The organism is Pseudomonas sichuanensis (assembly GCF_024749065.1).
Classification (GTDB): Bacteria; Pseudomonadota; Gammaproteobacteria; order Pseudomonadales; family Pseudomonadaceae; genus Aquipseudomonas; species Aquipseudomonas sichuanensis.
This window is the reverse complement of the sequence record NZ_CP087185.1, coordinates 1,632,088-1,645,107: the sequence shown is the minus strand read 5'-3', so window position 1 is coordinate 1,645,107 and position 13,020 is coordinate 1,632,088. Positions and strand designations below refer to the sequence as shown.

The window sequence follows — 13,020 nt, the reverse complement described above, 5'->3', positions numbered from 1 at the left end:
GATGGGTTGCCCATGCCGGCCTCTTCGCGGGTAAACCCGCTCCCACAGGTGCTACTGTGTGTTCGAAACCGGCGCTGACCCTGTGGGAGCGGGTTTACCCGCGAAGAGGCCGGCACAGGTCAACTCGACGCGCCGCACGAACCTTCCCCTTCCGGCTCTGTCTTACCCTCACCTCCCCAAGCAGCCCCCCATCCATGAAGTCGCGCCTCATCACCCTGCTCCTAATGCTGTGCGCCAGCCTGGCCCAAGCGGCCGCCCCTACCGTGCTGCAACGCCCGATCGACCTGGACACCGGCCAGGGCGTGCTGCACGGCAGCCTGCTGTTGCCGCAGCAGGACACCCCGCCGCCGGTGGTGCTGATCATCGCCGGTTCCGGCCCCACCGACCGCGACGGCAACAACCCGGCCTCCGGGCGCATCGACAACCTCAAGCGCCTGGCCTTGCTGCTGGCCAGCGAACACATCGCCAGCGTGCGCTACGACAAGCGCGGGGTGGCCGCCAGCCAGCCGGCCACCCCGGACGAGCGCGATCTGAGCGTCGAGCGCTACGTCGCCGACGCCGTGGCCTGGGGCCAGAAACTGCGCCACGACCCACGTTTCGGCCCATTGATCCTGGTCGGCCACAGCGAGGGGGCACTGATTGCCAGCCTGGCCGCCGAGCAAGCCGGCGCCAGCGCGGTCATCACCCTGGCCGGCAGCGGCCGCCCGGTGGCCGATGTGCTGCGCGAGCAGTTGGCCCAGCGCCTGCCGGCGGCGCAACTGGCCGGTGGCGTGGCCCTGATCGACCGCCTGCAGGCCGGGCAGACCAGCCTGGATGTACCGGCCCCGCTGCGCCAGGTGTTCCGCCCCAGTGTGCAGCCGTACCTGATTTCGCTGCTGCGCCAGGACCCGGCGGCGGCGTTCGCCAGGCTCCAGGTGCCGGCGTTGATCATTCAGGGGCGCAACGACGTGCAGGTAGAGGTTGCCGACGCCGAGCGGCTCAAGGCCGCCAAGCCCGACGCGCAACTGGCGCTGATCGACGGCATGAACCATATGTTGCGCATCAGCCCCCGGGACATGCGCCAGCAACGCGACAGCTACAGCAATCCCGAACTGCCGCTGGCCCGCGAACTGGGCGAACGGATCGTCGCCTTCATCCATGGCCTGCCGCCGGCCTGAGCTTTCCTGCCGCCGTAGGCTCAGGTCTTGGCGATGGCTGCCGATAACGCGGCATGAGAAGGCGGTGACTGCGCGTGCGATGTCCACCAGCACCCGGCCGCCGCGCACCTGAGGATTGCCCTGATGACCGATGCTCCCGCCGCCGAGGCGACCGAAGAACAAGCCCCGGAAAGCGCCCCGCAGCCGTGGGCGGACCTGGCTGCCGAACACTTCCAGCTGCTGCGCCTGGCCGCCCTGCCGACCGATCGCAACAGCGGCGCCCGCCCGCTGCGCTTCGTCCAGTTCGGTTACGCCGAGCGGCATGACAAGGCCCATAGCCTGCTGCGCATGGAAATCCGCCTGCCCGGGCAGAAAGTGCGCAAGGAACAGAACCAGCTGGATATTCGCGTCGATCACGAACAGCGCCTGGTGCGCATCGGCAGCGACGCCGGCCTGCAGCTTGAGCCGCTCAATCGTGGGCTTGGCCGCTACCTGCTGGCCCAGGCGGTGCAATGGCTGCAGCAGCGCTGCTCGGGCTACCGCATCGAAGGCATGAGCCTGCCGAACAAGGACGCGCTGAACGAAGACACGCGCCTGCGCCGCGACCATGTGCTGACCAGCGTCGGCCTGGCCGTGGAGTACAGCGAAGGCCAGATACTCAAGGGCGCCGTGGTGGAAACCACAGTGGGCCAGCTCAAGGGCGGCTGGAATGCCGAGAAGGTGCAGCGGGTCGACATCCTCGACGCCGCCGGCATGCTGCAGCAGGCCGAACAGAACCTGATGGAAAAGGAAGCGCAGCTGCGCGAGCGCGACGAGCGTGTGGCCAAGTACCGCCGCGAGGACAATGGGCTGCGCTTCACCATCACCTGCCTGGTAGCCTTTGCGGTGTTCCAGGCCGGGCTGCTGATCTGGATTGCCACTCGCTGACAAAAGCTGGGGCCGCGTTGCGGCCCGTTCGCGGCACAAGGCCGCTCTTACAGATGTACGCGGTCTCCTGTAGGAGCGGCCTTGCCGGGGCGCCGGACCGGCCGGATAGGGCTGCACAGCAGCCCCAGTTCACCGAACGCCGATCAAACCCGCGAAGCGAACAGTTCCTGATGCTGCCGGCACTGCTCGGCAGTCAGCATGAACACCCCGTGCCCGCCGCGCTCGAACTCCAGCCAGGCAAAGTCCACCTCGGGGTACAACGCCTCGACATGCACCTGGCTGTTGCCCACTTCGACAATCAGCAAACCTTTTTCGGTCAGATGGTCAGCCGCCTCGGCGAGCATGCGCCGCACCAGGTCCAGGCCGTCATTGCCGCAGGCCAGGCCCAGTTCGGGCTCGTGGTGGTATTCGGCCGGCATGTCGGCAAAGTCTTCCGAGTCGACGTATGGCGGGTTCGACAGGATCAGGTCGAAGCGCTGCCCCGGCAGGCCGGCGAAGCCATCACCCTGCACGGTGTAGACCCGCGTATCCAGGCCATGGCGCTCGATGTTCTGGTTGGCCACTTCCAGGGCGTCGAAGGACAGGTCGCCCAGCACCACCTCAGCCTCCTGGAACACCTCGGCAGCGACGATGCCGATGCAACCGGAGCCGGTGCACAGGTCGAGGATGCGCGCAGGTTCCGCCGCCAGCCACGGCTCGAAGCGTTTTTCGATCAACTCGCCAATCGGTGAGCGCGGCACCAGCACACGCTCGTCGACAATGAACGACATGCCGCAGAACCACGCCTCGCCCAGCAGGTAGGCGGTCGGTACCCGCTCCTCGATACGGCGCTTGAGCAAGTGCATCAGGCGTACCCGCTCGTCGTCCTCCAGTTGGCAGTCCAGGTAGCTGTCGGCCACCTCCCACGGCAGGTGCACGGCGCCGAGCACCAGCAGGCGGGCCTCGTCCCAGGCATTGTCGGCACCGTGGCCGAAGAACAGCTCATGCTCATGGAAGCGGCTGACCGCCCAGCGGATATGGTCGCGCAGGGTGCGCAGGCGGGATGTGATCACGGAAGACTCCTTTTCAGACAGGCCAAAAGTCTAACAGCCCACACCACACAAATGCTCTTTCCGATAGCCGAATGGATAGCCACAGGCCAGTAACCATGCCGCCTGCAATGTCAACCATTCACATTGGCGCCAAGGCAAGGGAGAATAGGGGCACAAAAGCCCTACCCAAGGAGCCCTTGATGTCCGTTCCAACCACGATGTTCCGCCTCAGCGGCCGCGACTACCCGCCGGCCAAGCTGGGCCAAGCCAGCCTGATCGTCATCGACGCGCAAAAGGAGTACCTGAGCGGTCCGTTGGCGCTGTCGGGCATGGACGAGGCCGTGGCCAACATCGCCCGGTTGCTCGACGCTGCCCGCAAGGCCGGGCGCCCGATCATCCACGTTCGCCACCTGGGCACCGTCGGCGGCCTGTTCGACCCGCAAGGCGCGCGCGGCGAGTTCATCCCGGGCCTGGAGCCGCTGGCCGGTGAAACCATCATCGAAAAGCGCATGCCCAACGCCTTCAAGAACACCAAGCTGCACGAAACGCTGCAGGAGCTCGGCCACCTGGACCTGATCGTGTGCGGCTTCATGAGCCACTCCAGCGTCAGCACCACCGTACGCCGCGCCAAGGACTATGGTTATCGTTGCACCCTGGTGGAAGATGCCTCGGCGACCCGCGACCTGGCCTTCAAGGACGGGGTCATCCCGGCCGCACAGATTCACCAGTGCGAGATGGCCGTGATGGCCGACAACTTCGCCTGCGTGGCCCCTACCGCCAGCCTGGTCTGAACCAGGCACCGCCCGGCGGACGGGCGGAACCCAAGGGCGCACAGCAGGTCGAAACCCGGATCAGCGACACCCGATCCCGAGGAATTCGAATGAAGCTCAAAGGCAGTTTCGATGCCAGACGCCTACGCCAGCGCGAGCCGCGCAACTGGGGCGCGCGCCTGGCCGCCGCCTTCTCCGTCCTGCTGGCCACCCTGGGCATCCTGCTCGCCATGGCCGGCATCGCCGGCCTGCTGGGCAACTACCCCGCCCTCGCCGAACTCAATGCCAACCGCCCACTCGCGGCCACACTGACTGTGGTCGGGCTGTTGCTGCTGTATGTCGGCGTGCGCTTCTGGCGCCGCAGCCGTATTCGCCTGCGCCGCGGGCGTGAGCTGAACCTGTCGCCGCATTTGATGAAAAAACACGACTGATATCCCGTTCGTCAGTACCGGCCTCATCGCCGGCAAGCCGGCTCCCACAGCGACCGTGTCATTCCTGAACCCAGTATCATCCTGTGGGAGCCGGCTTGCCGGCGATGAGGCCCGCACCATTAACTCAAGACTTCACTAAGGCCCACACTCGCGTAAACTACGCCGCCCACGTGGAGGCACCATGCAAGACGACGATTTTTCCCTCTTTCGCAGCGAAGTACGCGGGGTCAAGCAGATCAAGCACGACCGCGCCGAAGTCGGCAAAGCCAAGGCCGATCGCAAGCAACTGGCCGGCCTGCGCCAGGCGGCGACCATCCGCAGCGACCAGCCACTGGTGGTCGACGGCCTGTCCGACCAGTTCGTCATCGACGTCGGCGCCGAAGACGAGCTGATGTGGCGCCGCGACGGCGTGCAGGAAGGCCAGATCCGCAAGCTCAAGCTCGGCCAGATCGCCTTCGAGGGCAGCCTCGACCTGCACGGCATGAGTGTGGAGAAAGCCCGCGAGATCCTCTGGGACTTCATCGCCGAGGCCACCAAGCTGGAAGTACGCTGCGTGCGCGTCACCCACGGCAAGGCCGCGCGTATCGACGGCAAGCGCCCGATGATCAAGAGCCACGTCAACACCTGGCTGCGCCAGCACCCGCAGGTGCTCGGCTTCGCCTCGTGCCAGGCCCGCCACGGTGGTACTGGCGCGGTGTATGTCATGCTCAAGCGAACCATGCTCGAAGGCCGCGACGAGTGACATCGCGCTTGCAGCGCCGCCGCCGCCGCCGTACCCTTCGCCTTTGCGAAATTTTCCACAGGTAGATCCATGTCCCTGGAACAGAACTACACCGAGATCCTCAGCCAACTGGGTGAGGACGTCTCCCGCGAGGGCCTGCTCGACACGCCCAAGCGGGCTGCAAAGGCCATGAAGTACCTTTGCCGCGGTTATGAGCAGACCCTGGAAGAAGTCACCAACAACGCGCTGTTCAGCTCCGACAACAGCGAAATGGTGCTGGTCCGGGACATCGAGCTGTATTCGATGTGCGAACACCACATGCTGCCGTTCATCGGCAAGGCCCATGTCGCCTACCTGCCCAAGGGCAAGGTACTGGGCCTGTCGAAAGTGGCGCGCATCGTCGACATGTTCGCCCGTCGCCTGCAGATCCAGGAAAACCTCAGCCGCCAGATCGCCGAGGCCGTGCAACAGGTGACCGGTGCCGCCGGCGTGGCCGTGGTCATCGAAGCCAAGCACATGTGCATGATGATGCGCGGTGTCGAGAAGCAGAACTCCACCATGCTCACCTCGGTGATGCTCGGCGAGTTCCGGGACAACGCCGCCACCCGCAGCGAGTTCCTCAGCCTGATCAAGTGATCGGCCTATGATCCGCAGCCGACCCCCAGGGGTCGGCTTTTTGTTTTGTGCGCCTTAACCAGATCAGGAGTCAGTCATGATCGTCAAAGCCCTGCGGGTCGGCCTCGGCCAGCTCATCGTGTTCGGCGACTGGATCAGCCGCCCGGCCAAGAAGAAGCGTGATGCCTCGGCCCAGGCGCGCGTTGAACAGGACGCCAAGAGCCTTGCCCTGTACCAGTTCCACGCCTGCCCGTTCTGCGTGAAGACCCGTCGCACCCTGCACCGCCTCAACGTGCCGGTGGCGCTGCGCGACGCCAAGCACGATGCCCAGCACCGCCAGGCGCTGCTCGAAGGCGGTGGCCGGGTGAAAGTGCCATGCCTGCGCATCGATGAAGGCGACAAGGTGACCTGGATGTATGAGTCCAAGGACATCATTGCCTACCTGGACAAGCGCTTCGCGGCGGTCTGAGAATCCTGCATCGGCCTCATCGCCGGCAAGCCGGCTCCCACAGGGTTGATGTGCGGGAGCCGGCTTGCCGGCGATGAGGCCAGTAGCGCCTCAATCCACCATCGGCACATGCCGCGGATGGCTGGCCACGCGCGCCAGCCAGGCTTGCACCGCCGGATAGGCAGAAAGATCAAACCCGCCCTGATGCGCCACATGGGTGTAGGCATACAACGCCACGTCGGCAATCGAATACTGGTCGCCGACCAGGTACGGCGTCATCTCCAGCTGCTTGTTCATCACCTTGAGCGCCTTGTAGCCGCCCTTGTGCAGCCCCTTGTATTCCTCCAGTCGCTCGTCCGGCAACCCCAGGTAGAACTGGATGAACCGCGCCACTGCGATATACGGCTCATGGCTGTATTGCTCGAAGAACTGCCACTGCAGCACCTGGGTGCGCAGGCGTGGCTCGCTGGGCAGGAACTCGCTGCCATCGGCGAGGAAGTTCAGGATGGCGTTGGACTCCCACAGGCACGTGCCATCCTCCAGTTTGAGCACCGGCACCTTGCCATTGGGGTTCATGGCCAGGAACTCGGGGGTTTCGGTCTCGCCCTTGAGAATATCCACCGCCTGCCACTCGTACGGGCGGCCCAGCAAGCTGAGCATCAGCTTGACCTTGTAGCAGTTGCCCGATTGGTAATCGCCATACACCTTGTACATCGCCCCTCCCCTTTCACGCAGTTGCAGAACCGTGGCCAATAGTTGGCGACTGTACGGCTAAATGCAATGCCTGCTGTATGGCAAGGATCAAGCCATGGCACGGTAGCCTGAAAAAAATGCTTACACCTGTACAAGGAATTCACCCTATGACCGATGCCACCACCGTGCCCCTGCGCCCGCTGGCAGACAGCTCCCCCTCGGCGGTAGTCGCCGGTTTCATCGCCATGCTCACCGGCTACACCAGCTCGCTGGTGCTGATGTTCCAGGCCGGCCAGGCGGCAGGCCTGACCAGCGCGCAGATCTCGTCGTGGATCTGGGCGCTGTCGATCGGCATGGCGGTTTGCAGCATCGGCCTGTCGCTGCGCTATCGCACGCCAATCACCGTGGCCTGGTCGACACCCGGCGCAGCCCTGTTGATCACCAGCCTTGGTGGCGTGAGCTACGGCGAGGCCATCGGCGCCTACATCACCTGCGCCGTGCTGGTGCTGATCTGCGGGCTCACCGGCAGCTTCGAACGGCTGGTCAGGCGCATTCCCGCGTCGCTGGCCTCCGCCTTGCTGGCGGGCATCCTGTTCAAGATCGGCAGCGAGATCTTCGTCGCCGCCCAGCACCGTACCCTGCTGGTGCTGGGCATGTTCTTCAGCTACCTGCTGGTCAAGCGCCTGTCGCCGCGCTACTGCGTGCTGGCCGCGCTGCTGGTCGGCACCGCGCTGTCCGGCGCGCTGGGCCTGCTGGACTTCAGCGGCTTCCAGCTCGAGGTAGCCACCCCGGTATGGACCACGCCCAGCTTCTCGCTGGCGGCGACCATCAGCATCGGCATCCCGTTGTTCGTGGTGGCGATGACCTCGCAGAACATGCCCGGGGTCGCCGTGCTGCGCGCCGATGGCTACCAGGTGCCGGCCTCGCCGCTGATCACGGCCACCGGCTTTGCTTCGCTGCTGCTGGCGCCGTTCGGTTCACACGGGGTCAACCTGGCGGCCATCAGCGCGGCCATCTGCACCGGGCCGCACGCCCATGAAGACCCGCGCAAGCGCTACACCGCTGCGGTCTGGTGCGGGATCTTCTACGGTATCGCCGGTACCTTCGGCGCCACCCTGGCGGCGCTGTTCGGCGCCCTGCCCAAAGAGCTGGTGCTGTCGATCGCCGCGCTGGCGCTGTTCGGGTCGATCATGAATGGCCTGAGCGTGGCCATGGGCGAGGTTCGCGAGCGTGAAGCGGCACTGATCACCTTCATGGTGACGGCATCGGGGTTCACCTTGTTCTCGATCGGGTCGGCGTTCTGGGGGATTGTGGCGGGGGTGCTGACCTTGCTTATCCTCAGCCAGCGCAAAGGCTGACAACGCTATCGCGGGGCAAGCCCGCTCCCACACCAGTCCACTGCGTGGGAGCGGGCTTGCCCCGCGATAGGGTCACCACAGGCAATCACAGTCGGAAATGCCCCACCATCCCCTTCAGGTCATCCCCCAGACGCGCCAGCTCGACGCTTGAGCGGGCGTTGTCCTCCATCGCCAGCGCCGCCTGATCGGCGCTGCCGCGGATCTGCGTGACACTGCGGCTGATCTCCTCGGCCACCGAGCTTTGCTGCTCGGCCGCCGCGGCGATCTGCTGGTTCATCTGCTGGATCAACGACACCGCCGCGGCAATGCTGCCCAGCGCACTTTCAGTCTGCAGCGCATCGGCCACCGCCAGGCGCACCAGCTCGGTACTGCCCCGGATCTGTGTCACCGACTGCTGGGCATTGCCACGCAGGCTGGCCACCAGGCGCTCGATCTCTTCAGTGGACTGACGGGTACGCCGCGCCAGGGCGCGCACTTCATCGGCCACCACGGCGAAACCACGCCCCTGCTCACCGGCGCGAGCGGCCTCGATGGCGGCATTGAGCGCCAGCAGGTTGGTCTGCTCGGCGACACTCTTGATGACCTCCAGCACGTCGCCGATGGTATGGATCTCGGCACTCAGGCTGTCGATCCCGCAGCTGGCGGTCTCGGCGGCGGCGGCGAGCTGCTCGATGCGCTGCATGCTCTGGCGCACCACCAGCTGGCCGGACTCGACCTTGTCGTCGGCGGCCTGGGCCGCTTCGGCCGCCTGCTCGGCATTGCGCGCCACATCATGCACGGTGGCGGTCATCTGCTGCATGGCGGTGGCCACCTGCTCGGTCTCGTCCTTCTGGCTGCCGACTTCACGGTTGGTCTGCTCGGTCACGGCAGACAACGCCTGGGCGCTGCCGGCCAACTGCTCGATGCCCTGTTGCAGGCCGCTGACTACACCGGACAAGCCCTCGGCCATCTGCTGCATGGCCTGCAACAACTGCCCGACCTCGTCACTGCGTGGCGTCTCGGCCTCGATGGCCAGTTCACCGGCGGCGATGCGCCGGGCACGGATGATCACCCGCTTGAGCGGCGCGACCACCGCACGGGTGATCAGCCAGGCCGCCAGCACCCCGACCAGCAGCGCCAGCGCGGTGGCGGCCGCGATGGCCACGGCATTGCGCGCTAGCTCGGCCTGCATCGCCTGTTCCTGTGCGTTGTAGGCCTGGTCGACCCGCGCCGTGACCTGTTCCGCGCGGGCCTGCAACTGGGCCTTGATGCCTTGTTCCTGAGCCAGCAGGTCGGTGTATTCATTGAGTTTGTCGGAGAAGCTGGCGATATGCCCGGCCACCTCGCCCAGCACGCTCTGGTAACCGGCATCGCTCACCGCGCCCTTGAGCTGCTCGACCAGGCTGGCGGCCTCCACTGTCTGGGCAATGCGCCCCTGCTCCACCTCGCCGCCCTTGCGGCTTTGTTCCAGGCGCACCCGGGCTTCGTCCATGGCCTGCAGCATCAGCCGTGACACCTGCGCCACCTGGCCGGCCTGTTCGAGAAACTCGCCGCCCTGCTGGCCTTGCGACTGCTTGAGGGTGTAGGTGCCGTCATCGGCCAGGCCGGCCTGCAGCACATCGAGGTTGTTGGCCACGCTGGACACCGACCAGCTGGCCATGTCCAGCGCCAGCTCCTTGCCCTGTACCGCCTGGACGAACTGGTCGAACGCCTGGCCGTAGGCGCCGAGTTCGCCTTCGGTCGAGGCCAGCCCCGGCAGGCCACGGGCACGCTCGACCAGGCCCTGGAGGCCAGCGCGCAGCGCATCGGCTTCGCTGATATCGGAGCGCAGGGCAAACGCCTGCTCGTGCTGGCGCAGGCGCAGCAGGTCGGTATTGAACTGGGCCATCTGGCGCAAGCCGTCGAAGCGCTGGCCTACGCTGAACAGCGCGTATACGCCGATGGCCGCCACCAGCAGCGTCAGCAGCAGCACCAAGGCAAAGCCCAGGCCGAGCTTGCGGGCCATGCCCAGGTTGGCCAGAACACCGTGCTTGGTCACCGCCATCACCGATTCCCCTCTAGCTTGTCGGGCTTTTCCGAAAGGCAAGAGTGACAATCGCAGCGGCCACCTCACAAGAGCCTGGCGCCAGAATGGTGTCATTTAGCTATGAACGTGTCGCTTTCAGGCCGCTGGAGGTCGCCCCGCGTGTCGGAGGAACGCCTGGGCGCGGACGTCCTGTCCGTAGGCGACATTGATGCGCAACCAGTCACAAGCCCGTCCCTGGGGGTCGAAGGCGCTGCCGGGCGTGAGCAGCACGGCATGCTCCAGCGCAAGGCGCTCCAGCCCGGCAAAGTCGCGCCCGGGCGAGCGGGCCCAGACGAACATGCCGCCGCAGGGTTCGCACAACACCTCCCAGCCCCACGCCTCCAGCTGCCCGAGGAGCTTGGCCATGTGCTGCCCCAGGCGCACGCGCAGGCGCTGGATGCTCTTGCGGTAGCTGCCATTGCCAAGCATCTGGCCGATCACCTGCTCGGCAAAGCGGCAGGTGCCGATGCCGCTGACCATCTTCAACTCGGCCAGGCGGGCGATCAGCGCAGGTTCCGCGACCAGGTAGCCCACCCGCAGCGAACTGCTGAGGGTTTTCGAGAAGCTGCCCAGGTAGATCACCCGCTGCTCGCTGTCGAGGGTGGCCAGGCGGGTGGCCGGGCCTTCCTGGAAGTCGGCATAGAGGTCGTCCTCGATGATCCGCAGGTCATGCTCGCGGGCCAGCTCCAGCAGGCGATAGGCGACCTTGGGGGTCAGGCTGGTGCCAGTGGGGTTCTGGTACAGGCTGTTGGTGAACAGGCAGCGTGGCCGGTGCTCGACCAGCAGCCGCTCGAGTTCGACAACGTCTGGCCCCGTTGGCGTGCGCGGCACTTCAAGCATCCGCACGCCGTGCTGGCGCAGCAGGTTGAACAGGTTGTAGTAGCCGGGGCGCTCCACCAGCACGGTGTCGCCCGGCGCCAGCAGGGTGCGCACCAGCAGGTCGAGGGCATGGCTGATGCCCTGGGTGGTGAGGATGCGCTCGGGCTCGGCGTTGATGTCGAGCCGCGCCAGGCCCTTGTGCAGCTGCAGGCGCAGGCTGGCCAGGCCCAGCGGCGGGCAGTAGTCGAACAGCGCCTCGGGCTCGCCCCGGCTGACCTGGCGCACGGCCTGCGCCAGTTCCGCCTCGGCGCGCCAGGCCACCGGCAGCCAGCCGCAGCCGAGCTTGAGCAGCGCCTCATGGCCTTCGCCGAACAAGCGCCAGCTGCCATCGATGGCCTCACCCCAGGCGCTGCCGGCATCCGCCTGCTGCCCCGGCTTGCGTTCGGCAACGAAAAACCCGGCACCGTGCCGCGCCACCAGCCAGCCGCTCGCCACCAGGCGGTCGTAGGCCTCGATCACGCAGGACGCGCTCACCGCCTGGGCCTTGGCCAGGGTGCGGATCGACGGCAGGCGGGCGCCGGGGCGCAGGCGTTGCTGTTCGATCCAGGCTTGCAACTGTTCGGTCAGTTGCTGGACCAGGGGCGTTGGCTGCAGGCGATCCAGATTCAGGTGCATGGCAAGTGTTCGCTGATTTCGGGCGAACAGTTAATCACAAATGCCTGGGGAGTGTGCCTTGTTGAGCAACCCCACAGCCTCGATGCTGCCGACAGACACTCCACCCTTTGACGGATGACCCCATGCCCACCCGCCATGACCCGGCCCTGCTGGCCTTCGCGCTGTGCCTGATCACCCTCGCGGTCAACCTGCAGGCACCGCTGTACATCACCTACGCCGAACTCGCCGGGCGTGGCGCCGCGGCCACCGCCGTGGCCTTCTCCGGCTATGTGCTCGGCGTGCTGCCGGTGCTGCTGGCCCTTGGCGGGCTGGCCGACCGGGTCGGGCGACGCCCGCTGATCATCGCCGCCCTGGCCCTGTCGATGCTCGCCACGTTGATCATGCTGCTGTTCCCAAGCCTGGAGGCACTGGGTGCCGCGCGCATGCTCCTGGGGCTGGGTACCGGGCTGGCATCGGCCACGGCCACCGCGTACATGGGCGAACTGATGGCGGGCAGCGACAGCGGCCGCGCCGCCAGTTGGGTCACGGCCAGCACCTCACTGGGCTTCGGCCTGGGCGCGGCGCTGACCAGCCTGTGCCTGCTGCGCGGGCCCACCCTGGCACCGGCAAGCTTTCATCTGCAACTGTTGCTCGCGGGGATCGCCGTGCTGTTGCTGTGGCGCCTGCCCGAGCCACGCCCGGCGCAGCGCAGCGCCATGCTGCGGTTGCCCTGCTACCCCGCAGGTAGCCTGGCCTATGGCATGGCGATCCTGCTCGCCTGGGCCTGTGTCGGCCTGGTGATCGCCTTGCTGCCGGGGATCCTGCGCCAACACGGCCTGAGTGCCTGGTCGGGGTTCTCGACCTTTTGCGTGATCAGTTGCGGGCTGCTGTTCCAGCCCATGGCCCGCCGCCTGCCAAGCGCCCAGGCCACGCTGCTCGGGTTGCTGATACTGCCTTGCAGCTATGGGTTGCTGGCCTGGGGCGCCGACAGCGGTCAACTGGCTGGCGTGCTGCTGGGCGCGATTGCCGCCAGCAGTGCCTGCTACGGCTTCATCTACTTGGGTGGCTTGGCTGCGGTGAACCAGCTCGCCGGCAGCGAGAAGACCCGGGCCAGTGCCGGGTTCTTCTTGCTGGCGTATCTGGGGTTCAGCCTGCCGGTGATCTTTACCGGCTTGCTCAGCGACAGGTTGGGGTCGCGCCTGGCGCTGAGCGTATTCGGCACGGTGTTGCTGCTGGGGTGTGCGGGGGTGGCGTGGCGGTTGTGGATAACCTTGCCGGCCCGTTCGCGGGTAAACCCGCTCCCACAGGAATCGCGCAGCTGTTTGAATGGCGAGCAAGATAATTGATCCCGCCCGCCCAGCGCTGACCGGACA

General features: G+C 66.4%; 13 protein-coding genes and 1 pseudogene. 9 read left to right on the top strand and 5 right to left on the bottom strand.

From position 1 onward, the window contains the following. Positions 1-194: 194 nt before the first annotated feature. Both LOY51_RS07600 and LOY51_RS07595 read left to right on the top strand, forming a co-directional pair. On the top strand, positions 195-1,157 hold the full coding sequence (locus tag LOY51_RS07600; RefSeq protein ID WP_258645529.1) for an alpha/beta hydrolase: 963 nt from the start codon (positions 195-197) through the stop codon (positions 1,155-1,157). 123 nt (positions 1,158-1,280) lie between these two features. Beyond that, positions 1,281-2,063 (top strand): hypothetical protein, encoded by a 783-nt coding sequence (locus tag LOY51_RS07595; RefSeq protein WP_258645528.1) that lies wholly within the window; start codon positions 1,281-1,283, stop codon positions 2,061-2,063. 143 nt (positions 2,064-2,206) lie between these two features. Here the strand turns inward: LOY51_RS07595 and prmB are convergent, their stop codons facing one another. Beyond that, positions 2,207-3,115: a 50S ribosomal protein L3 N(5)-glutamine methyltransferase gene (gene prmB, locus LOY51_RS07590; RefSeq protein WP_125463152.1), complete on the bottom strand. Its 909-nt coding sequence runs from the start codon at positions 3,113-3,115 to the stop codon at positions 2,207-2,209. 179 nt (positions 3,116-3,294) lie between these two features. Between prmB and LOY51_RS07585 the strand changes: the two genes are divergently transcribed. From LOY51_RS07585 to LOY51_RS07565, 5 genes are all read left to right on the top strand, one after another. Continuing rightward, positions 3,295-3,885: a cysteine hydrolase family protein gene (locus tag LOY51_RS07585; protein WP_110992556.1), complete on the top strand. Its 591-nt coding sequence runs from the start codon at positions 3,295-3,297 to the stop codon at positions 3,883-3,885. An 89-nt stretch (positions 3,886-3,974) separates the two neighbouring features. Beyond that, positions 3,975-4,295, top strand: coding sequence for a hypothetical protein (locus LOY51_RS07580; protein WP_110992555.1), 321 nt, complete (start codon positions 3,975-3,977; stop codon positions 4,293-4,295). A gap of 181 nt (positions 4,296-4,476) precedes the next feature. Then, complete coding sequence (locus tag LOY51_RS07575) at positions 4,477-5,037, top strand: Smr/MutS family protein (RefSeq protein WP_110992554.1); 561 nt, start codon at positions 4,477-4,479, stop codon at positions 5,035-5,037. 69 nt (positions 5,038-5,106) lie between these two features. Further along, entirely contained in the window at positions 5,107-5,652 is a 546-nt protein-coding gene (gene folE / locus LOY51_RS07570) for a GTP cyclohydrolase I FolE (protein WP_110992553.1), read from the top strand. A gap of 76 nt (positions 5,653-5,728) precedes the next feature. After that, entirely contained in the window at positions 5,729-6,100 is a 372-nt protein-coding gene (locus tag LOY51_RS07565; protein WP_258645524.1) for a glutathione S-transferase N-terminal domain-containing protein, read from the top strand. A gap of 90 nt (positions 6,101-6,190) precedes the next feature. On the opposite strand, the gene LOY51_RS07560 is transcribed toward LOY51_RS07565, so the two are convergent. Further along, positions 6,191-6,793, bottom strand: a complete 603-nt coding sequence (locus LOY51_RS07560) for a glutathione S-transferase family protein (RefSeq protein WP_110992551.1) — start codon at positions 6,791-6,793, stop codon at positions 6,191-6,193. A 146-nt stretch (positions 6,794-6,939) separates the two neighbouring features. Between LOY51_RS07560 and LOY51_RS07555 the strand changes: the two genes are divergently transcribed. Continuing rightward, positions 6,940-8,130 (top strand): benzoate/H(+) symporter BenE family transporter, encoded by a 1,191-nt coding sequence (locus LOY51_RS07555; protein WP_125857840.1) that lies wholly within the window; start codon positions 6,940-6,942, stop codon positions 8,128-8,130. An 85-nt stretch (positions 8,131-8,215) separates the two neighbouring features. Here the strand turns inward: LOY51_RS07555 and LOY51_RS27060 are convergent, their stop codons facing one another. From LOY51_RS27060 to LOY51_RS07545, 3 genes and pseudogenes are all read right to left on the bottom strand, one after another. After that, positions 8,216-8,920: a methyl-accepting chemotaxis protein gene (locus tag LOY51_RS27060; protein ID WP_374046942.1), complete on the bottom strand. Its 705-nt coding sequence runs from the start codon at positions 8,918-8,920 to the stop codon at positions 8,216-8,218. Between the two features lie 201 nt (positions 8,921-9,121). Next, positions 9,122-9,301, bottom strand: a pseudogene (locus tag LOY51_RS27055) (hypothetical protein); the annotation flags it as partial. A gap of 969 nt (positions 9,302-10,270) precedes the next feature. After that, positions 10,271-11,668 (bottom strand): aminotransferase-like domain-containing protein, encoded by a 1,398-nt coding sequence (locus LOY51_RS07545; RefSeq protein WP_258645522.1) that lies wholly within the window; start codon positions 11,666-11,668, stop codon positions 10,271-10,273. A gap of 122 nt (positions 11,669-11,790) precedes the next feature. On the opposite strand from LOY51_RS07545, the gene LOY51_RS07540 reads away from it, so the two are divergent. Then, positions 11,791-12,993 carry an MFS transporter gene (locus tag LOY51_RS07540; RefSeq protein ID WP_258645520.1) on the top strand — a complete coding sequence of 401 codons (1,203 nt, stop codon included), beginning with the start codon at positions 11,791-11,793 and terminating at the stop codon, positions 12,991-12,993. Positions 12,994-13,020 lie beyond the last annotated feature (27 nt).

Bases quoted from the DNA above. Each gene is read 5' to 3' on its own strand.
- LOY51_RS07600 (WP_258645529.1), top strand. From the start codon at position 195: ATGAAGTCGCGCCTCATCACCCTGCTCCTAATGCTGTGCGCCAGCCTG.
- LOY51_RS07595 (WP_258645528.1), top strand. From the start codon at position 1,281: ATGACCGATGCTCCCGCCGCCGAGGCGACCGAAGAACAAGCCCCGGAA.
- LOY51_RS07585 (WP_110992556.1), top strand. From the start codon at position 3,295: ATGTCCGTTCCAACCACGATGTTCCGCCTCAGCGGCCGCGACTACCCG.
- LOY51_RS07580 (WP_110992555.1), top strand. From the start codon at position 3,975: ATGAAGCTCAAAGGCAGTTTCGATGCCAGACGCCTACGCCAGCGCGAG.
- LOY51_RS07575 (WP_110992554.1), top strand. From the start codon at position 4,477: ATGCAAGACGACGATTTTTCCCTCTTTCGCAGCGAAGTACGCGGGGTC.
- folE (WP_110992553.1), top strand. From the start codon at position 5,107: ATGTCCCTGGAACAGAACTACACCGAGATCCTCAGCCAACTGGGTGAG.
- LOY51_RS07565 (WP_258645524.1), top strand. From the start codon at position 5,729: ATGATCGTCAAAGCCCTGCGGGTCGGCCTCGGCCAGCTCATCGTGTTC.
- LOY51_RS07560 (WP_110992551.1), bottom strand. From the start codon at position 6,793: ATGTACAAGGTGTATGGCGATTACCAATCGGGCAACTGCTACAAGGTC.
- LOY51_RS07555 (WP_125857840.1), top strand. From the start codon at position 6,940: ATGACCGATGCCACCACCGTGCCCCTGCGCCCGCTGGCAGACAGCTCC.
- LOY51_RS27060 (WP_374046942.1), bottom strand. From the start codon at position 8,920: ATGACCGCCACCGTGCATGATGTGGCGCGCAATGCCGAGCAGGCGGCC.
- LOY51_RS07545 (WP_258645522.1), bottom strand. From the start codon at position 11,668: ATGCACCTGAATCTGGATCGCCTGCAGCCAACGCCCCTGGTCCAGCAA.
- LOY51_RS07540 (WP_258645520.1), top strand. From the start codon at position 11,791: ATGCCCACCCGCCATGACCCGGCCCTGCTGGCCTTCGCGCTGTGCCTG.